Consider the following 18,987-nt stretch of genomic DNA (forward strand, 5'->3'; position numbering starts at 1 on the left):
GCTACCGTCTGTAAGGATTTGACCACTAGGGGGCGTCTGATGGCACAGCGGTCCAGAAAACAGGCATTGGTGCCGGTCGCGATCGGCGTGATCCTGGCCGGGAGCGTCTGCGTGGGCGTCGCCTCGATTCCCGTGCCGGTCCGCGACGGCACCCCGGCGGCGGTCGCCCGGAGGGTCGCCGACGCCTCGGTGACCGTCCGGACGAGGCGTCACCACGAGCGGTACGTCCACACCGTCCGGGTCGGCAACGCGGGCCCGGACGCCACCGGCCGGCTGCGCCTGCGCACGACCGTCCCCGGGACGTTCTCCGTGCGCTCCCCGGCCTGCCGCAAGGACGGCCGGATCCTGGAGTGCGACTGGCCGCGGGGCCTGGACCCGGGCGACGACCTCACCTTCACCCTGGTCACCCGCCGGCGCGGCCCGCTGGTCCTGCCCCTCAAGACCGACGCCGTCGACTGGGCTCCGGCCAACAACACCGCCCGCTTCTGAACTCGCCCGTTTCTAGGAGGAGGAGGTCGGCCGCTTGCGGCGGAAGAGCAGAACGCCGACCCCGGCCAGGATGAAGGCGAGGCCGATGCCGCCGAGCAGGTAGTCGTCGGAGCGGTCGGTACCGCCGCCGCTGGTCTTGCCGGCCGGGACGGCGGGCGGCAGGGCGGCCGACATCGCGGCCTTGCCGGGCGCGGACTCGTCGGGCAGGTTCCCGATCGGGGTGACCTTGCCGTCGTTGGCGAAGCCCCAGTCGAACAGCGCGGAGGCGTTGGACCACAGCGTCTCGGCCTTCATGAGGGCGACGATGATCGTGTGGCCGTTCCGCTTGGCCGCGCCGACGAAGGTCTGCTGGGCGGCGTTGGTGTAGCCGTTCTTGCCGGCGATGAACCCCTTGTACTCCTGGGACTCGGTCGGCAGCAGCCGGATGTGGCTGTAGATCGGCATCTGGTAGATCTTCGGCTTGGTCTTCTTGCCGGTCTTCTTGTCCTTCTTCGGCACCGACAGCGCGGGGAACTTCGCGTTGACGGTCTGCGCGTACTGGACGAACTCCGGCAGCTTCAGCGCCGCCCGCATCTGGATCGCCAGATCGAAGGAGGTCGTGTGCTGGGTCTTCAGGTTCAGCCCGAGGTCGACGTCCAGGCCGTTGGGCGACCCGGCGACGGTGTCCGTCGCGCCGATCTCCTTGGCCTTGGCGTTCATCAGCGCGATCGTCTGCTTGTACCCGTTGGGCAGGGTGAGGGTCATCGCCGCGTCGTTGGCCGACATCATCAGCATCGCCTTGAACAGGTCCGACGCCTTGTAGCTGAGCTTGGGGTCCATCCCGACCTTCGTGCCCTCGGGATAGCAGGACTTCGCGGTCGCCTTGATCTTGTCGTCGGGGTGCAGGAGCGGGATCAGCGTGAGGGCCGTCAGGACCTTCTGGGTGCTGGCCGGCAGGTACTTCACGCGCTCGTTCCGGCCCGCCAGAACCTGGCCGGTGTCACCGTCCACGACGATGTAGGAGCCCTTGCCCTTGAACTTCGGGCCGGCCGCCTTGGGCGCCGCCCCGGCCTCGACCGGGCAGGTGGCGAGGGTCAGGGCCGAAGCCGTCAGCAGGGCGGCTGCGCGCAGAGGTGCTCCCATAGGCAAAGGAGCCTAATCGGATTTGGGCCGGAGAGCGCCATATCCTGCGTCCGTGACTTCTCGACGCGTCTCCGGGTTTCTGATCGGTCTGGCCGCTTTCATGGTCTTCGAGTGGCTGATGCTGGCGAAGAACCTCGGGAGCGGCCCGAAGCGGGAGACCGCCTTCTATGTCGTCCACTATGTCCTGGTCGCCTTCAATGTCGTGCTGGCCGGGGTGCTGGCGGCGATCGGCTGGAAGGCCTGGAAGTCACCCCGGTCGTAGGCGGTGAGTCGGGGCTCGCTTACGATGCGGGCCATGGAGTTGGCTGCTGCCTTCCCCCCAGCTGAGCGCGAGCGTTGGCGGGAGCTATTGAAGGGCGTACTCCGCAAGTCCGGAGCCGCCACCGACGAAACCTCACTCGACGCCGTCGAGGAACTGCTGACCGGGCAGTCCTACGACGGGGTCCCGATCGCCCCGCTGTACACCGCCGACGAGGCGCCCGCCTCGCGGCCCTTCCCCGCTTACCTGCGGGACGGGGCGCGCGACGACACCCTCGCCGGCTGGGACGTACGGCAGCGGCACGCCGATCCCCGGCCCGAGGTCACGGGCCCCGCGATCCTCGCCGATCTCGAGAGCGGGGCCACCTCGGTGTGGCTGACCGTCGGGACGGCCGGAATCCCGGTGCCGCTGCTCGGCAAGGTCCTCGAGGGGGTGCTGACCGACCTCGCGCCCGTGGTCATCGACGCCGGCCCGCAGACCCGCCAGGCCGCCGAGGCCTTCCTCAAGATCGCCGTTCCGGGGACGCTCGGCAACCTCGGGGCCGACCCGCTCGGGCTCGCCGCCAGGACCGGGTTCCTGGTGCCCACCCCGGTGGACCTCGCCCGGCAGGTCGTCGCCGATCATCCCGGCATCAGGACCTTCACCGTCGACGGCACCGTCTACCACGACGCCGGCGGCTCGGACGCCCAGGAGCTCGGCGCGGCGCTCGCCGCGGCCGTCGCCTACCTGCGGGAGCTGACCGAGGCGGGCCTGAGCGCCGACGAGGCCGCGGGCCAGCTGGAGTTCCGGTACGCCGCGAACGCCGACCAGTTCGCGACGATCGCGAAGCTGCGCGCGGCCCGGCGGCTGTGGGCCAGGGTCGCCGAGGTCTCGACGATCTCCGACCCGTCCTGCCGGATCCACGCGGTGACCTCCTCGGCGATGATGACGCGCCGCGACCCGTGGGTGAACATGCTGCGCACCACGATCGCCTGCTTCGCGGCCGGGGTCGGCGGCGCGGACTCCGTGACCGTCCAGCCGTTCGACGCCAGGCTCGGGCTGCCCGACGGGTTCTCCCGGCGGATCGCCCGCAACACCCAGACGCTCCTGCTGGAGGAGGCCTCGCTGGCCCGGGTCGTCGACCCCGCGGGCGGCTCCTGGTACGTCGAGCGGCTCACCGAGGAGCTGGCGCGCAGCGCCTGGGCGTTCTTCGTCGAGATCGAGCGGTCGGGCGGCCTGGCGGCCGCCCTCCAGAACGGCCTGATCGAGACGGCCGTCGCCGACACCTGGTCGCTGCGCCGCAAGGACCTCGCCCGCCGCAAGGCCCCGCTGACGGGCGTCAGCGAGTTCCCCAACCTCGCCGAGACGCTCCCGATCCGCGACACCGCCCCCGAGGCGCTGTCGGGCGGGCTTCCCGCGGTGCACTACGACCTCGACTACGAGGACCTGCGGGCCTGGGCCGACGAGCAGCCCGAGCGTCCGCAGGTCTACCTGGCGACGCTCGGCCCGGTCGCCGTGCACACCGCCCGCGCCTCCTTCGCCGCCAACCTGCTCCAGGCGGGCGGCTTCGCGACCGTCACCGGCACCCCCGAGGACTTCCCCGGCGGCTTCGCGGCGGTGATCTGCTCCAGCGACAAGCTGTACGCCGAGGGGGCGGCCGACGCCGCCGCCACGCTGAAGGCCAAGGGCGCCGGCACCGTCTGGCTGGCGGGCAAGGGCGGCTTCGACGGCGTGGACGGCAACCTGTTCGCGGGCTGCAACGCCGTCGAGATCCTCAACGCCTTCAAGGCGGCCGTCCCGACCTCGAAGGAGGCACAGTGATCCCCGACTTCTCCGAGCTCTCCCTGGGAGAGCCGATGGCGCCGAGCGTCCTGGAGAACCGGTGGCGCGGGCTCTCCGGGCCCCGGCCCGCCTGGGACACCCCCGAGGGCATCGCGGTGCCGCCGCTGTACGCCGCCGAGGACGTCGCCGGGCTCGACTTCCTGAACACCTTCCCCGGGATCAAGCCGTTCCTGCGCGGCCCCTACGCCCCGATGTACGCCACCCAGCCGTGGACGATCCGCCAGTACGCCGGGTTCTCGACGGCCGAGGAGTCCAACGCCTTCTACCGCCGCAACCTCGCGGCCGGGCAGAAGGGCCTGTCGGTCGCCTTCGACCTCGCCACCCACCGCGGCTACGACTCCGACCACCCCAGGGTGGCGGGCGACGTCGGCATGGCGGGCGTCGCCATCGACTCGATCTACGACATGCGGCAGCTCTTCGACGGGATCCCGCTCGACAAGATGTCCGTGTCGATGACCATGAACGGGGCCGTCCTGCCGGTCCTGGCGCTGTACGTGGTGGCCGCCGAGGAACAGGGCGTCGCACCCGAGCAGCTCGCCGGGACCATTCAGAACGACATCCTCAAGGAGTTCATGGTCCGCAACACCTACATCTACCCGCCGACGCCCTCGATGCGGATCATCTCCGACATCTTCGCGTTCACCTCGCAGAAGATGCCGAAGTACAACTCGATCTCCATCTCGGGCTACCACATCCAGGAGGCCGGGGCCACGGCCGACCTGGAACTCGCCTACACCCTCGCCGACGGCGTGGAGTACATCCGGGCGGGCCGCGAGGCGGGCCTCGACATCGACGCCTTCGCGCCGCGCCTGTCGTTCTTCTGGGCGATCGGGATGAACTTCTTCATGGAGGTCGCCAAGCTGCGGGCCGGGCGCCTGCTCTGGGCGAAGCTCGTCAAGGAGTTCGGCCCCAAGTCGGACAAGTCGCTCAACCTGCGCACGCACTCGCAGACCTCCGGCTGGTCGCTGACGGCCCAGGACGTCTACAACAACGTCGCCCGCACCATGATCGAGGCGATGGCCGCGACCCAGGGCCACACCCAGTCGCTGCACACCAACGCCCTCGACGAGGCGCTCGCCCTGCCGACGGACTTCTCCGCGAGGATCGCCCGCAACACCCAGCTCCTGCTCCAGCAGGAGTCGGGCACCACCCGGACGATCGACCCGTGGGGCGGCTCGTTCTACGTCGAGAAGCTGACGCACGACCTCGCCGCCCGCGCCTGGGAGCACATCCAGGAGGTCGAGAAGTTCGGCGGGATGGCCCGCGCCATCGACGAGGGCCTGCCCAAGCTGCGCATCGAGGAGGCCGCCGCCCGCACCCAGGCGCGGATCGACTCGGGCCGCCAGCCGGTGATCGGCGTCAACAAGTACCGTCCGGACGCCGACGAGCTGATCGACGTCCTCAAGGTCGACAACGCCTCGGTCCGCGCCCAGCAGATCGCCAAGCTGGAGCGGCTGCGGGCCGAGCGGAACCCCGACGAGGTCTCCCGCGCCCTCGACGCCCTCACGGCGGCGGCGGGCTCGGACGCGGTCGGCGACCTGGAGCACAACCTGCTGAAGCTCGCCATCGACGCGGCCCGCGCGAAGGCGACGGTAGGTGAGATCTCCGACGCGCTGGAAAAGGTGTACGGACGTCACGCCGCGACGATCCGCACGATCTCGGGCGTCTACCGGGAGGAGGCGGGGAACGTGTCCTCGATCGAGGCTGCCCGCGCGGCCACCGACGCGTTCGCCGAGGAGGAGGGCCGCCGCCCGCGCATCCTCGTCGCCAAGATGGGCCAGGACGGCCACGACCGCGGCCAGAAGGTCATCGCCACGGGCTTCGCCGACCTCGGCTTCGACGTCGACGTCGGCCCGCTGTTCTCCACCCCCGAGGAGGTCGCCCGCCAGGCGGTCGAGGCCGACGTGCACATCGTCGGCGTCAACTCCCTGGCCGCCGGACACCTCACCCTCGTCCCCGCGCTGCGCGAGGCGCTGGCGGGCGAGGGCCGCGACGACATCATGATCGTCGTGGGGGGCGTCATCCCGCCGCAGGACTTCGACGAGCTCCGCGCGGCGGGCGCCTCGGCGATCTTCCCGCCCGGTACCGTGCTGGCCGACGCCGCCACCGATCTGCTCAAGGAGCTGTCCGCCCGTCTTGGCCATGCCTGAGGTAGCCGAGTACGTCACCGGGGTCCGGGAGGGCTCCCGGGCGTGGATCGCCCGTGCGATCACGCTCGTGGAGTCCACCAGGCCCCGGCACCATGATCTGGCCCAGGCGGTCCTGGCCGAGCTGACCCCGCTCGCGGGGAACGCCCGCAGGATCGGCATCACCGGGGTGCCGGGCGTCGGGAAGTCGACCTTCATCGACGCCCTCGGCACGCTGCTCACCGGCAAGGGCCACAAGGTCGCCGTTCTCGCGGTCGACCCCTCCTCCACCCGGACGGGCGGCTCCATCCTGGGCGACAAGACCCGGATGGCCCGGCTGGCGGTCGACGAGAACGCCTTCATCCGGCCGTCGCCGACCGCGGGGACGCTCGGCGGCGTCGCCAAGGCCACCCGCGAGGCCATGGTCGTCATGGAGGCGGCGGGCCACGACGTCGTCCTCGTCGAGACGGTCGGGGTCGGCCAGTCCGAGACGACCGTCGCCGAGATGGTCGACTCGTTCCTGTTCCTCACCATCGCCAGGACCGGCGACCAGCTCCAGGGCATCAAGAAGGGCGTCCTGGAGCTGGCGGACGTGATCGCCGTCAACAAGGCCGACGGCGCGCACGCCCTGGAGGCGCAGAAGGCCGCGCGCGAGCTGGCCGGAGCGCTGCGCCTGCTGCGGTCGGGCGGCCGGGTCGTCCCCGTCCTGACGTGCAGCGCTCTGGAGAGCGCGGGCCTGGAGGAGGTCTGGAACCACCTGGTCGCCCACCAGGACGAGCTGCGGGCGTCCGGAGAGCTGGAGCGGATCCGCCGCGGGCAGCAGATCCGCTGGACCTGGGCCATGGTCGAGGACCGCCTGCTCACCGCGCTGCACACCCATCCGGCCGTCCGGGAGCTCGCCGCCGAGCTGGAACCCATGATCGCCGAGGGTGTCCTCCCGCCCTCGACCGCCGCCGAACGTCTCCTGGGGGTTTTCGACCCGGATTCCCTGTAGTAACCTCCCCGGCTAATATGAAAGTGAGTTCATGTTCATGATGGACCGGGGAGGAAGATCGTGCTGCTCGAGAAGGAACGCGCGGAGCTGGCGGCCGCGGGCCGCAGGCTGGCCGCGGGCGGGCTGGTCATCGGCACCAGCGGCAACCTGTCGGTCCGGATCGACGACCTGATCGCGGTCACCCCCACCGGCGGGGTGATCAGCGAGCTGTCCGCGGCCGACATGACGGTCATGAACCTGGACGGCGAGATCGTCGAGGGCGAGCTGGCCCCCACCTCCGAGGTCCCGATGCACCTGTCGGTGTACCGCGCGACCGGCGCCGCGGCGATCATGCACACCCACGCGGTGACGTCCTCGGCCGTCTCGGTCACCCTCGACGAGATCCCGATGATCCACTACACGATGCTCGGCCTCGGCGGCCCGATCCGCGTGGCCCCCTACGCCTGCTACGGCAGCGACGACCTGGCGGCGCACGTCGTCAAGGCCCTCGAAGGCCGGCAGGCGGCCCTCATGCAGAACCACGGCTCCATCGCGATCGGCTCGACGCTCGCCAAGGCCGTCGACAACCTCGAGCTCACCGAGTGGCTCTGCGAGGTCTACGTGAAGGCCCTCGCCCTCGGCACCCCGCGCGTCCTGGACGCCAAGGAGCAGGAGGACGTCATCATGCAGGCCCTCGCGGGCGGCTACGGCACCACCAAGAAGCTCTGAGAGGACCCGACCGATGAGTGACAACGCGATCTCCCAGTGGCCGGACGTCGACGCCGTCGAGAAGGACCTCGACCGCCTCGTCCACACCCCGATCCGGCGGCTGAGCGACGAGATCCTCGCCGAGTACCACGCCTGGTACGAGGCGAACGCGGCCGGCTCCAAGGCCACCTTCGAGGAGGCCCAGCGCTACATCCCGGGCGGAGTCCAGCACAACCTGGCGCTGAACGACCCGTGGGCGCTCGACATCGTCAAGGCCGAGGGCGCCCACCTGTGGGACGTCGACGGCAACAGGTACATCGACTTCCTCCAGGCCGGCGGGCCGACCGTGCTCGGCAGCAACTACGCGCCCGTCCGCGAGGAGATCACCCAGCTGATCGCCGACTGCGGCCCCGTCACCGGGATGCTGCACGCCTACGAGGTCAAGCTCGCCAAGCTGATCCACGACTTCATGCCGAACGTCCAGAAGTTCCGGATGCTCGGCTCGGGCACCGAGGGCGTCATGGCGGCCGTCCGGGCGGCCCGCGCCTACACCGGCAAGTCCCACGTGATCAAGGTGGGCGGCGCCTACCACGGCTGGTCCGACCAGGTCGTCTTCGGCCTGCGCATCCCCGGCACCGGCTCGCTGGAGGCCGCGGGCATCCCCGCGGGCGCTCTCCAGCTCACCCAGGAGGTGGCCCCCGGCGACCTCGACGAGCTGCGCGCCAAGCTCGCGGCCAACGCCGGGAACGGCGGGACCGCGGCGGTGTTCGTCGAGCCGATCGGCCCCGAGTCCGGCGCCCACCTCGTGCGGCACGGGTTCAACGCCCAGGTCCGCGAGCTGTGCGACGAGTTCGGCGCCCTGCTGGTCTTCGACGAGGTCGTCACCGGCTTCCGCCTGGGCATGGGCGGCGCCCAGGGGTACTTCGGGGTGAAGCCCGACCTGACGGTCTTCGGCAAGTGCGTGGCCGGAGGGTACCCGGCGGCGGGCGGCATCGGAGGCAGCGACGAGGTGATGAACGTCTTCGCCGGTGGGCTCACCGCGGCGGGCAAGCGGGCCCTGGTCGGCGGCACGCTGTCGGCCAACCCGATGTCCTGCGCGGCGGGCTACCACACCCTGCTGGAGATGGACCGGACCAACGCCCCGGCCATCGCCGGGCGCGCGGGCGACCGTCTCAGGGCCGGGCTGTCGGCGCTGATCGCCCGGTACGACCTGCCCTACGTCGTCTACAACGTGGGCTCCGTCGTGCACCTGCACACCTCGGGCGTGCTGCACCTGTCGATCCACGACCCCGAGTTCTTCACCGAGCTCGGCCCGCGCAAGGACATGCTCGGCCAGATGTCGATGGCGTTCTCCGCCGAGGGCGTCGTCACCCTGGCGGGCAGCCGCCTGTACACCTCGATGGCCGACACCGACGAGGTCATCGACGACGCGCTCGCCCGCTTCGACCGCGTCTTCGCGCGCGTGTAGGTCCGGAAGGACGGAGAATGAGCGGCTACGTCATCGGCGTCGACCTCGGGACCGGCGGCCCCAAGGTCGCGCTCGCCACGACCGGCGGGCGCGTCCTCGGCCACGAGTTCGAGCCCACTCCCGTCCACTTCCTGCCCGGCGGCGGCGCCGAGCAGGACCCGGACGACTGGTGGAGGGCGATCTCCACCGCGCTCCAGCGGCTGCTCGCCCGCGACCTCGCCCCCCTCGGCGAGATCAGGGCGATCTGCATGTCGTCCCAGTGGGGCGGCATCGTGCCCGTCGACGCCTCCGGACGGCATCTGCACAACGCCGTGATCTGGATGGACGGCCGGGGCGCCGGGTACTCCAAGGAGCTGGCCGGGAGCGGCCTGACCGTTCCGGGCGTCGGCTACAACGCCTTCAAGCTCCGGGAATGGATCAAGAAGACCGGAGGAGTCCCCACCCTGACGGGCAAGGACCCCGTCGGCCAGATCGCCTTCCTGAAGCACGAGCGCCCCGAGGTGTACCGGGCGGCGGCCCATCTCCTGGACGTCCCCGAGTACCTGACGATGCGGATGACGGGCCGCCCGGTAGCGGCACACGACACGATCGTGCTGCGCTGGTGCACCGACAATCGGAGCACGAAGGGAAGGGGCGGGGTCGCCTACGACGACCGGCTGATCAGGATGGCCGGGCTCGACCCGGCCAAGCTGCCCGAGCTGGTGCCGCCCGGCTCGATCGTCGGGCCGATCCTTCCCGGGGTCGCCGATGAGCTCGGCCTGGACAAGGGCGTCCAGGTCGTCACCGGCACGGGGGACACCACGGCGGCCGCGGTCGGCGCGGGCGCCGTCCTGGACGGCCAGGGCCACCTCTACATCGGCACGTCGGCCTGGCTGTCGTGCCATGTGCCCTACAAGAAGACCGACATCCTCACCGGGGTGGCCTCGATGCCGTCGGTCGTGCCCGGCAAGTACTGGGTGGCCACCATCCAGGACGTCGCCGGCAAGGGCATCGACTGGCTGATCAACAACGTCTTCATCCCCGGCGACGTCTTCGAGACCGGTGAGCGCGACCACGGGACGCCCGAGGAGGTCCTGGAACGGCTGAACCGCCTCGCCGAGACCTCGCCGCCCGGCAGCAACGGCGTGGTGTTCACCCCGTGGCTCAACGGCGAGCGCACCCCGGTCGACGACAGGAACGTCCGCGGCGGCTGGTTCAACATCTCCCTGACGACCACCCGGGCCGACCTGGTCCGCAGCACGTTCGAGGGGATCGCGCTCAACGCCCGCTGGCTGAACGAGTCGGTCGAGAAGTTCACCGGGAAGCCCTTCGGCCATCTCAACTTCATCGGCGGCGGGGCGAAGTCGACCCTGTGGTGCCAGGCGATGGCCGACATCCTCGACCGTGAGATCCGCCAGGTCGCCGACCCGGTCCTCGCGAACGTCCGGGGGGCGGCTCTGATCGCCTCGGTGGCGCTCGGCGAGCTGACCTGGGAGGAGATCCCGGACCAGGTGGAGATCGCCCGGGTCTTCACGCCCGACCCGGCCAACCGCGCGGTCTACGACAAGGCCTTCGCGACGTTCCGGGCGCTTTACAAGAACAACAGGTCCCTGTACGCGAGGATCAACGGCTGATCCGGGCCACGAGATCGTCCAGATAGAGCCGGAGCATCCGCTTCAGGTCCTCGAGGTGCTCCGGTTCGGCGTTCTCCCGGAACACGTGCTGGAGCACCGAGTCGGCGACCCAGACCGCGATCCGGCCGGCCCGCTCCAGCTCGATGCCGTCGCGCAGGCCGAGCTGGGCCCTGAGGATCCGCCGGACGCCCACCATGATCGTCGCATTGTTGAGGCGGTCCTCCTGGGCGAGCTCCGGGCTGAGATGGCGGCCGGTCCACAGCGCCACATAGCCGGGATTCTCCCGGTACATGTCGGCGAAGGCGTCGACCACGGTGCCGACCAGGTCGTCCATCGGCCCCTGCTCGGACCGCTCCACCAGCACCGCGATGGCGCCGTCGAACCCTTCGAGGTAGTGCCGCCCGAGCGCGTCGACGATCGCGCTCTTGTCGGGGAAGAACTGATAGATGCTCCCGACCGGCACCCCGGCCCGCTCGGTGATCGCCCTGATCGTCAGCGCCTCGAACCCGCCCGCGGCGATGATCCCGTCGGCCGCGTCGAGGATCGCCTGCACCCGGGCCCGGCTCCGCGCCTGCTGCGGCCTCCGCTTGAGCTCCGCCCCCGCCGCCACCGGTTCCACCACGCCACCTCCCCGCCCCCGAGCCTATCGGGGGCCCTGTGCGGGCCCTCGGCTGGGAGGGGAGATCGCGAAGAGGGCGCCGGTACTGATGATCAGTGCTGTGACCTGGGAGAACGTGCCTATCGGAAGATAGTATCTAATTTTTAGGAAGTATTTACTTTTTGTCGGTTTGTACCCTAATCTCCGGCCATGGTCCGTGAAGCTGACTTCGTCAAGAAGAACCGCTCGAGTCTGAGTCACAAGATCTCGTTCGCGGTGAAGAACCCAGGGAAGGTGCCGCGCTACGCCCGGCGGCTGGCGCGGGACACTTGGCTGAAGTGGAGGACCGGGGACGACCACCTGGCCTACTACGCGGCGGTGATGAAGTCGGACACCGCACGCAATCCGGAGGCGGCGGTCGGCAGCCAGACCCATGGCCGCTGGGTCGCGCTCGGCAAGATGCAGTTCACCTACCTCAAGAAGCACGGGCTGGTCCCGTCGCAGACGATGCTGGAGATCGGCTGCGGGAACCTGCGGGCGGGCCGCCTGTTCATCGAGTACCTCGACACCGGCAACTACAGCGGCATCGACATCTCCCGCGACATCCTCAAGGCCGCCCGCAGGACGCTCGCCGAGTACGGGATCGAGGCCAAGCGGCCCTCGCTGAGCCTCGTCTCGGACAACAGGTTCAGCGCCTTCCCCGACGCGGCCTTCGACGTGATCCACGCCCACAGCGTCTACTCCCACTGCCCGATCAACGTGATCGAGGAGTGCTTCGTCCACGTGGGCCGGATCCTCAAGCCGTCCGGGCACTTCGACTTCACCTTCGACCGGACCGAGGGCGAGGAGCACCAGGTCCTGAACGAGGACTTCTACTACCGGACCGAGACGCTCGTCGCCCTGGCCGAGAAGCACGGGCTCAAGGCCGAGTTCATGCAGGACTGGGAGGAGCTCAAGCACAACCAGTCCAAGATCCGGATCACGCACCCGGCATGACGGCCCTGATCGCCGCCGTCGTCACCGCGGCGGCGATCACGATGACGGGGAACGGCGCCCGCCGCAGGGCCAGGCCCCCCGCCACCAGCACCCCGGCCGGACGCGCCCAGCCCGCGAAGTCATGTCCCTCGGTGAAGGCCGCCGTGACGGTCAGCGCCACCAGCAGCACCGCCGCCGCCACGGTCAGCAGCGTGCTCAGCCGCTCCGGCAGGTTGATCATCGGTCCCGCCAGCCGGAACCCCAGGGTCCCCGCCGCCAGCAGGGCGATCGCGTAGACCGGCATCAGCTCACCTTCTCGTTGTTCTCTTCGAGGGTCTTCGCGGGGGTCTCCCTGCGGGGCTCCTCGCGGGTCTCCTTGCGCAGCAGCGTCCGGGCGACGGGCAGCAGCCCCAGCAGGGACAGCAGCACCGGCAGCCCGGCGGGCAGGAACGGGGCGGCGGCCACGGCGACGACCGCGCCGCACACGGCCGCGTTCCTGGTGGTCCCGTCCTTCAGCGAGGGCAGGACCAGGGCCAGCAGGACGGCGGGGAACATGGCGTCGAGGCCGAGCGCCCCGGTGTCCCCGATGGCCTGGCCGGCGACCGCCCCGGCCACGACCGAGACGTTCCACACGGTGAACAGCGCGATCCCGCACAGCCAGTAGACCGAGCGCCGGGCCTTCGGATCCTCCTGCTGGAGCACGAAGGCGACCCCCTCGTCGGTCAGCAGGTGCGCCCCGGCCAGCCGCTGCCACCAGGGCCCGCGCAGCACGTCGGCGATCGCGAAGCCGAACGGGAGCAGCCGGGCGTTGAGCACGAGCCCCGCGACGACGGCCGCGACCGCGCCGCCGCCGCCCAGCACGACGCCCACCGCGGCGAACTGGGCGCCGCCCGCGAAGACGGCCAGGGACATCAGCACCGGAACCCACCAGTCGAGGCCGCCGGACACGCAGATCGCGCCGAACGACATCCCGACGATGGCGTCCGCGGCGCACACCAGGGCGACGTCTCTCCGGACTGTTCGGGACAATGAACGCATGTCCGGTAGGATGAACGAAATCGAGATGTTCGTCAAGCCGAACGAGAGGTCCGATGGAACGAACGGACGTGGATCTGATCGCCGTCATCGCGGCGTCGATCCGCCGGGAGCGGGCCCGCACCGGGCTGTCGCTGACCGAGGTGGCGCGGCGGGCCGGCATCGCCAAGAGCACGCTGTCGCAGCTGGAGAGCGGGGTCGGCAATCCCAGCGTCGAGACCCTGTGGGCGCTCGGCGTGGCCCTGGACGTCCCGTTCAGCACGCTGGTCGAGCCGCCCCGCCGGGACATCCGGGTGATCCGCTCGGGCGAGGGCCCGATGACGTTCTCCGAGCGGTCGTCCTACGCGGCGACCCTGCTGTCGTCCAGCCCGCCGAACGCCCGCCGGGACATCTACCGGATCGAGGTCCAGCCGGGCGAGCCCCGGATGTCCGATCCGCACCAGTCCGGCACCCGGGAGCATGTGGTGATCAGTACCGGACGCGCCCTCGTGGGGCCCTCGGAGGCCCCGGTGGAACTGGGGCCCGGTGACTACATCGTGTATCCGGGTGACTCGGCTCACCTGTTCAAAGCGCTTGAATCGGGCACAACGGCCGTGATGGTGATGGAACACATCTGACCGCCAGGGGCGTCAATTTCTGCATACCGGGCATTGCATGGTGAAGTCCTTGCAAGTATTGCCCTGTGGAGGTTGGCCGTGTCCATTCGCTTCAACCCGTCACGCGGCGCGACTCTGGGCGTGGAGTGGGAACTCCAGCTCATCGACGCCGACACTCGCCACCTGCGGCAGGACGCCCGCGAGGTGCTGGCGGCGCTGCCCTCGCTCAGCGAGGGGAAGTTCACCAAGGTCCGGCACGAGCTGATGGAGTCGACGGTAGAGGTCGTCACGGACCCCTGCTTCACCGTGTCCGAAATCGCCGCCGACCTTCAGGCGACCGTCGACCAGATGCGGCACGTCGTCCACGGCAGGGGCACCGCGCTCGCGTGCACGGGCAGTCACGCCATCAGCGACTGGCGTGACGCGGTCATGGCACCGGTCCAGCGGTACGCCGAGCTGATCGAGGAGATGCAGTGGCTGGCGCGGCGGATCCAGACCTTCGGGGTGCACGTCCACGTGGGGGTCACCGCGCAGGACCGGGCGATTCCGGTCATCAACGCGCTCTCGGCCTATCTGCCGCACTTCCTGGCGCTGACGGCGTCGAGCCCGTTCTGGAACGGTCACGACACGGGCCTGGCGTCGAGCCGGTCGATCGTCTTCGGCTCGCTGCCGACGGCGGGGCCGCCGCACTCGATGGCCGACTGGGGCGAGTTCGAGGCATATATGGACACCCTCCTGCGGGCCGGGACCATCCGCTCCATCAAGGAGGTCTGGTGGGACATCCGGCCCCATCCGGACTTCGGGACGGTCGAAGTCCGGATGTTCGACGGAATCCCGACACTCCGGGAGGTAACGATGGTCACAGCGCTCTGCCAGAGCCTGGTCACGCTTTTCGAGCACCAAATCGACCGCGGATATGCGCTTCCGCGCCCTGCGGCGTGGGTTGTCCGTGATAATAAATGGCGAGCGACCCGGTACGGGCTCGACGCCATCATCATCACCGATGACTCCGGACGTACGGCGCCGCTCCGTGACGTCCTCTATGAACTGACTTCTGAACTCGAGCCCGTGGCTGATCGTCTCGGTTGCTCCGAGGAACTGAAGGTGGTCGGCGAGGTCCTCGAACATGGGGCTCCCTATGAGCGCCAGCGCGCGATCCGCGCCGAGGGCGGAAGCCTGGAGGACGTCGTGTCCGCGACGATCACGGAGTTCGACGAGAACAGATTCGTCGGCCCACGGGAGGTGGTCCATGCAGGGACGACCTGAGGAGCCCCCCGAACAAGAGTCTGACCACATATCTGTCATGCCTGAGGGGGCGCAGATGACACAACTGGACGTTCCGCAGAACCCCGGGGTGATGTCTTCCCTGGACGATCTGACGGCCGCCGCGCCCGACCTGCGCGCGCAGCTGGACGTCTTCCTCGGTCACCACACCGACGAGCTGATCGGCTTCCGCCGCGACCTGCACCGCAACCCCGAGCTGGGGTGGACCGAGCACCGGACCACCGCCAAGATCGTGGAGGCGCTGGAGGCGGCCGGTCTCTCACCGCGGGTGCTGCCCAAGGGAACCGGCGTGATCTGCGACATCGGACCGGAGGGCGGCCCGACGGTCGCCCTGCGCGCCGACATCGACGCACTGCCGCTGCCGGACGAGAAGGACGTCGAGTACGCCTCGGCGGTCCCCGGCGTCAGCCATGCCTGCGGCCACGACGTGCACACCACCGTCGTGCTCGGCGCGGGGCTGTTCCTGGCCGCCCAGGCGGCCGAGGGCCTGCTCCCCGGCCGGGTCAGGCTGCTGTTCCAGCCCGCCGAGGAGAACCCCGGCGGCGCCCTGGACATCCTCGCCGCGGGGGGCCTGGTCGGCGTCGACCGGGTCTTCGCGCTGCACTGCGAGCCGAAGTTCGAGGTCGGCCAGCTCGGCGTGCGGACCGGCCCGATCACCGCGGCCTGCGACAAGGTCTACGTCAAGGTCACCGGGCCCGGCGGCCACACCGCCCGCCCGCACCTGACGGCCGACCTGGTCTACGCCCTGGCCAAGATCGTCACCGAGCTTCCGGCGGCGCTGTCCCGCCGGGTGGACCCGCGCTCCAGCCTGAGCCTGGTCTGGGGCCGCATGAACGCCGGCTCGGTCGCCAACGCCATCCCCGACCAGGGGCTGGCCGAGGGCACGGTCCGCTGCCTCGACGACGAGGCCTGGCACCGCGCTCCCGAGCTGATGAAGGCCCTGCTCCAGTCCGTGGCGGGAGCTTACGAGGTCGAGGCGAGCCTCGAGTACGTCCGCGGTGTCCCGCCCACGGTCAACGACCACGCCAGCGTCCAGATGTTCCGGGACGCCGGTGAGACCGTCCTGGGCGCGGGCAACGTCGTGGCCGCACCCCAGTCCCTGGGCGGCGACGACTTCGGCTACATGCTCGAGAACATCCCCGGCGCCTACGGCCGCCTCGGCGTCCGCACCCCGGGCACCTCGGAGTACGACCTCCACCGCGGCGACTTCGACGTCGACGAGTCCTCCATCCCCGTCGGCGTCCGCATCCTGGCCGCCACCGCCCTCACGGCCCTCTGCGAGGTCCCCTCGGGCACGGCGGAAACAGAGATCCAGTTGTAACGGGACGAACCCTCTGAACCACGTTCAAACAGGTACCCTCGGACGTCTTTGACGTGCGGGTCTGCCTGGAGCAGCCTTTTCCTGGGGATGCGTTCGTGGTTCGTAGGCTCGCCTGGCTGTTCCCGATCTCGGTGGTGCTCTGGGCGGCGGCCCTGACGCTCGGCCACACCTGGGGTGGCGACATGAGGCTCCATGTCGCCACCGTCCTCGGCATCCTGCGGGATCCGGCCGATCCGCTGGACCCGCTGGTCGGCGCCGTGCACGGCAGCCCGTACTACTCGCCGTACACCTACCTTCTCGCCGGGGTCTCGCGGCTGACCGGCCTCGCCCCGCAGGCCGTCCTCGAGGTCGCCGGGGTGCTGAACGTCGCGCTCTGGCTCTGGGCCCTGCACCGCTTCTGCCGCAGGCTCGGGCCCGGTCCGCTGATCCCGGCGCTGGCGCTGCTGTTCACCCTGTTGCTCTGGGGGCTCGCGCCGCGGGCGTGGAGCGGGTTCCTCGGCCTCTTCTCGCTGTCCTGGACGATGGCCTACCCCAGCATGATCGCTTCGGCGCTGATGCTGGTGATCTGGGACCTCTTCCTGGGCCACCGGGCCGATCCCCGGGGACGGGCCCGTCCGGCCGCGCTGGCCGTGCTGCTCGCCCTCGTGGTCCTGGTGCATCCGTTCACGGCGGTCAACACCGTCCTCGGCCTGGGCGCGTTCGCGCTCGCCGATCCGCGCGCCGCCCTGCGCGACCACCGCCTGTATCTCGCGGGAGCGGGGGCGCTCGGGCTGGCCCTGCTCTGGCCGTTCGGGGACGTCACCGGGCTGTTCGGCGCGGCCGAGGCCCTGACGGAGATCCACCGGCCGCTGGCCGACGACCTCACCCGGCAGTTCGGGCTGGCCCACTACGGGCTCGCGCTCGTCGGCCTGCCCGCGCTGTGGGCCCGCAGGAAGCGTCCGCTCGGCCGCGAGATGCTGCTGCTGTGCGGCCTCGGCGCCGCGGTCGTGGCGACCGGAGTCGTCGTGCACTCCTGGGGGCTCGCCCGGGTGATCCCGGTGGTGATGCTGCCCCTCCACCTGTCGCCGGCGGCCTGGTTCGCCGAGGCGGCCCGCGGCGCGCCGCGCGTCCGCTTCTACGCGGGGGCGACCGCCGCCGCGTGCCTGACGGGCCTGTACGGCGGCAACGGCGGGCTCACCCGGCTCCTCTGGCGGCCGGTCGAGGCCGGGACGCTCGCCACCTGGGAGTCCCGCGATCCGGCCGTGGGCTACGCCCCGCTCGCCGGCCGGATCGGTTCGGGCGAGGTCGTCGCGACCGAGACGACCTGGTCGGGCCGGGTCGTCAACGCCCACGGCGGGCTCTCCCTCGTCCCCGCCTGGCCCTACCCGTTCGTCCGGGACGAGCCCGAGCGGATCCGCGCCGTGGAGACCCTGTTCGCCGCGGGCACCCCGGCCGCGGACCGGCAGGAGGTCGTCGACCGCTACGGGATCTCCTGCCTGCTCGCCGGGCGGGGGAGCCCCGCGCTCGGCCTGCGGGCCTTCGTCCCGGTCGCCACCGCGGGAGAGGTGGTCCTGGCATGCCGCCGGTGACGGGCCGCGAGTCCTATTTCGACAACGTCAAGTTCGTCGTCGGCTGCCTGGTGATCATCGGGCATCTCGGGCACGAGATCTCCGGGCCGCCGCAGACCTACGTCGCCGTCGAGGTGCTGTTCGCCTCTTTCCGGATGCCGCTGTTCGTGTTCCTCGCCGGGCACTTCAGCCGCGGCTTCCTGCGCGGCAAAGATCGTGCCGCGCGGCTGTTCACCAAGGTCATGGCGCCCTACCTGCTCTTCGAACTGGCCTATTCGGCGCTGGAGGCCGTCCTCGACGGGAAGGCCCTCGTCTGGGATCCGATGGTGCCCTTCGACCACATGTGGTTCTTGGCCGCGCTGCTCCTGTGGCGCGCCGCCGCCCCGCTGTGGCTCCGCTTCCGCCATCCGGTCGCTCTGGCGGTGTTCGTCTCCCTCGTCTCCGGGATGGCCGACCTGGGCCTGACGGTCATCGTCCAGACCCTGGCCTACCTGCCGTTCTTCGTCGCTGGGCTGGTCTTCGACCGCCGTCTGCTGCGGTGGCTGCGATACCCGGCCGCGCGTGCCGTCTCGCTCGCCGGGCTGGCGTTCCTGACGCTGGTCTTCTACGTGATCGTGCCCTCCCGGTTCGCCGGACCCGGGGTCTTCCACGAGGTGTGGACCAACGGATACGGCCCGGCCGGATGGTCGGCCCCGGCGGGAATGGCGGTCAGGCTCGCCGCGCTCGCCACCGGGACGGTCGTCGCCGCCATGGTCCTCGCGCTCATCCCCGGCCGCAGATCGTGGATCTCCGGGCTGGGATCCCGGTCCCTCTACATGTACGTGCTGCACTACGCGTTCGTCATGCTCGCGGTCAGGTTCGGCTGGTACGGGGTGCTCCCGTCGGGGATCCCCGGGGCGCTCCTTCTCGTCGCCGTCGCGGTGGCCCTGGGCGCCGCCCTGTGCAGCCGCCCGTCCTATATGATCTTCCGCTGGTTCATGGAGCCGCCCCTGGCCTGGACGCTCCGCTACCCGACCGCGCCGAAGCCGTCCCAGCGGAGCACGTTCTAGCAG

Annotated in this window: 18 protein-coding genes; 14 read left to right on the top strand and 4 right to left on the bottom strand. The window is 70.5% G+C overall.

Translation table 11 applies throughout. The features are described 5' to 3' along the window. The first annotated feature begins 39 nt into the window (after window positions 1–39). A complete protein-coding gene (locus tag ABD785_RS28330; protein ID WP_344834269.1) occupies window positions 40–489 on the top strand; it encodes a hypothetical protein in 450 nt (149 codons plus the stop codon). 12 nt (window positions 490–501) lie between these two features. Here the strand turns inward: ABD785_RS28330 and ABD785_RS28335 are convergent, their stop codons facing one another. Continuing rightward, entirely contained in the window at window positions 502–1,611 is a 1,110-nt protein-coding gene (locus ABD785_RS28335) for a D-alanyl-D-alanine carboxypeptidase family protein (protein WP_344834272.1), read from the bottom strand. Window positions 1,612–1,663: 52 nt separating this feature from the next. On the opposite strand from ABD785_RS28335, the gene ABD785_RS28340 reads away from it, so the two are divergent. From ABD785_RS28340 to ABD785_RS28370, 7 genes are read left to right on the top strand one after another with little or no spacing between them, the layout of a single operon-like run. Beyond that, complete coding sequence (locus ABD785_RS28340; RefSeq protein WP_344834275.1) at window positions 1,664–1,873, top strand: SCO4848 family membrane protein; 210 nt, start codon at window positions 1,664–1,666, stop codon at window positions 1,871–1,873. A gap of 33 nt (window positions 1,874–1,906) precedes the next feature. Next, window positions 1,907–3,670 (top strand): methylmalonyl-CoA mutase family protein, encoded by a 1,764-nt coding sequence (locus ABD785_RS28345; protein ID WP_344834277.1) that lies wholly within the window; start codon window positions 1,907–1,909, stop codon window positions 3,668–3,670. Window positions 3,671–3,705: 35 nt separating this feature from the next. Beyond that, window positions 3,706–5,841: a methylmalonyl-CoA mutase gene (gene scpA / locus ABD785_RS28350; RefSeq protein WP_344834338.1), complete on the top strand. Its 2,136-nt coding sequence runs from the start codon at window positions 3,706–3,708 to the stop codon at window positions 5,839–5,841. Beyond that, a complete protein-coding gene (gene meaB / locus ABD785_RS28355; protein ID WP_344834279.1) occupies window positions 5,834–6,811 on the top strand; it encodes a methylmalonyl Co-A mutase-associated GTPase MeaB in 978 nt (325 codons plus the stop codon). The genes scpA and meaB overlap by 8 nt, the downstream gene beginning before the upstream one ends. A gap of 60 nt (window positions 6,812–6,871) precedes the next feature. Beyond that, window positions 6,872–7,519, top strand: coding sequence for a class II aldolase/adducin family protein (locus ABD785_RS28360; protein WP_344834281.1), 648 nt, complete (start codon window positions 6,872–6,874; stop codon window positions 7,517–7,519). 13 nt (window positions 7,520–7,532) lie between these two features. Then, the gene (locus tag ABD785_RS28365; protein WP_344834284.1) at window positions 7,533–8,966 is read left to right on the top strand and encodes an aspartate aminotransferase family protein; all 1,434 of its coding nucleotides are present in this window, start codon (window positions 7,533–7,535) and stop codon (window positions 8,964–8,966) included. A 17-nt stretch (window positions 8,967–8,983) separates the two neighbouring features. Then, window positions 8,984–10,579, top strand: a complete 1,596-nt coding sequence (locus tag ABD785_RS28370) for a xylulokinase (protein ID WP_344834286.1) — start codon at window positions 8,984–8,986, stop codon at window positions 10,577–10,579. Here the strand turns inward: ABD785_RS28370 and ABD785_RS28375 are convergent. After that, entirely contained in the window at window positions 10,569–11,201 is a 633-nt protein-coding gene (locus ABD785_RS28375; RefSeq protein WP_344834289.1) for a TetR/AcrR family transcriptional regulator, read from the bottom strand. The genes ABD785_RS28370 and ABD785_RS28375 overlap by 11 nt on opposite strands. Before the next feature lie 186 nt (window positions 11,202–11,387). Here ABD785_RS28375 and ABD785_RS28380 point away from each other — a divergent pair, with 186 nt between their 5' ends. After that, entirely contained in the window at window positions 11,388–12,173 is a 786-nt protein-coding gene (locus tag ABD785_RS28380; RefSeq protein ID WP_344834291.1) for a class I SAM-dependent methyltransferase, read from the top strand. On the opposite strand, the gene ABD785_RS28385 is transcribed toward ABD785_RS28380, so the two are convergent. Beyond that, on the bottom strand, window positions 12,157–12,456 hold the full coding sequence (locus ABD785_RS28385) for an AzlD domain-containing protein (RefSeq protein ID WP_344834293.1): 300 nt from the start codon (window positions 12,454–12,456) through the stop codon (window positions 12,157–12,159). The genes ABD785_RS28380 and ABD785_RS28385 overlap by 17 nt on opposite strands. Further along, a complete protein-coding gene (locus tag ABD785_RS28390; RefSeq protein ID WP_344834296.1) occupies window positions 12,456–13,190 on the bottom strand; it encodes an AzlC family ABC transporter permease in 735 nt (244 codons plus the stop codon). The genes ABD785_RS28385 and ABD785_RS28390 overlap by 1 nt, the downstream gene beginning before the upstream one ends. Window positions 13,191–13,243: 53 nt before the next feature. Between ABD785_RS28390 and ABD785_RS28395 the strand changes: the two genes are divergently transcribed. From ABD785_RS28395 to ABD785_RS28415, 5 genes are all read left to right on the top strand, one after another. Beyond that, complete coding sequence (locus ABD785_RS28395; RefSeq protein WP_344834299.1) at window positions 13,244–13,804, top strand: helix-turn-helix domain-containing protein; 561 nt, start codon at window positions 13,244–13,246, stop codon at window positions 13,802–13,804. Between the two features lie 78 nt (window positions 13,805–13,882). Beyond that, complete coding sequence (locus ABD785_RS28400; protein WP_344834302.1) at window positions 13,883–15,049, top strand: glutamate--cysteine ligase; 1,167 nt, start codon at window positions 13,883–13,885, stop codon at window positions 15,047–15,049. Window positions 15,050–15,140: 91 nt separating this feature from the next. Continuing rightward, window positions 15,141–16,388: an amidohydrolase gene (locus tag ABD785_RS28405; protein WP_344834340.1), complete on the top strand. Its 1,248-nt coding sequence runs from the start codon at window positions 15,141–15,143 to the stop codon at window positions 16,386–16,388. Between the two features lie 95 nt (window positions 16,389–16,483). Further along, the gene (locus tag ABD785_RS28410) at window positions 16,484–17,956 is read left to right on the top strand and encodes a hypothetical protein (RefSeq protein WP_344834304.1); all 1,473 of its coding nucleotides are present in this window, start codon (window positions 16,484–16,486) and stop codon (window positions 17,954–17,956) included. Then, window positions 17,944–18,984, top strand: a complete 1,041-nt coding sequence (locus tag ABD785_RS28415; protein WP_344834305.1) for an acyltransferase family protein — start codon at window positions 17,944–17,946, stop codon at window positions 18,982–18,984. Before ABD785_RS28410 ends, ABD785_RS28415 begins: the two co-directional genes overlap by 13 nt. Window positions 18,985–18,987 lie beyond the last annotated feature (3 nt).

Origin of the sequence: Actinocorallia longicatena (assembly GCF_039534125.1) — a bacterium.
GTDB classification, from domain to species: Bacteria; Actinomycetota; Actinomycetes; order Streptosporangiales; family Streptosporangiaceae; genus Actinocorallia; species Actinocorallia longicatena.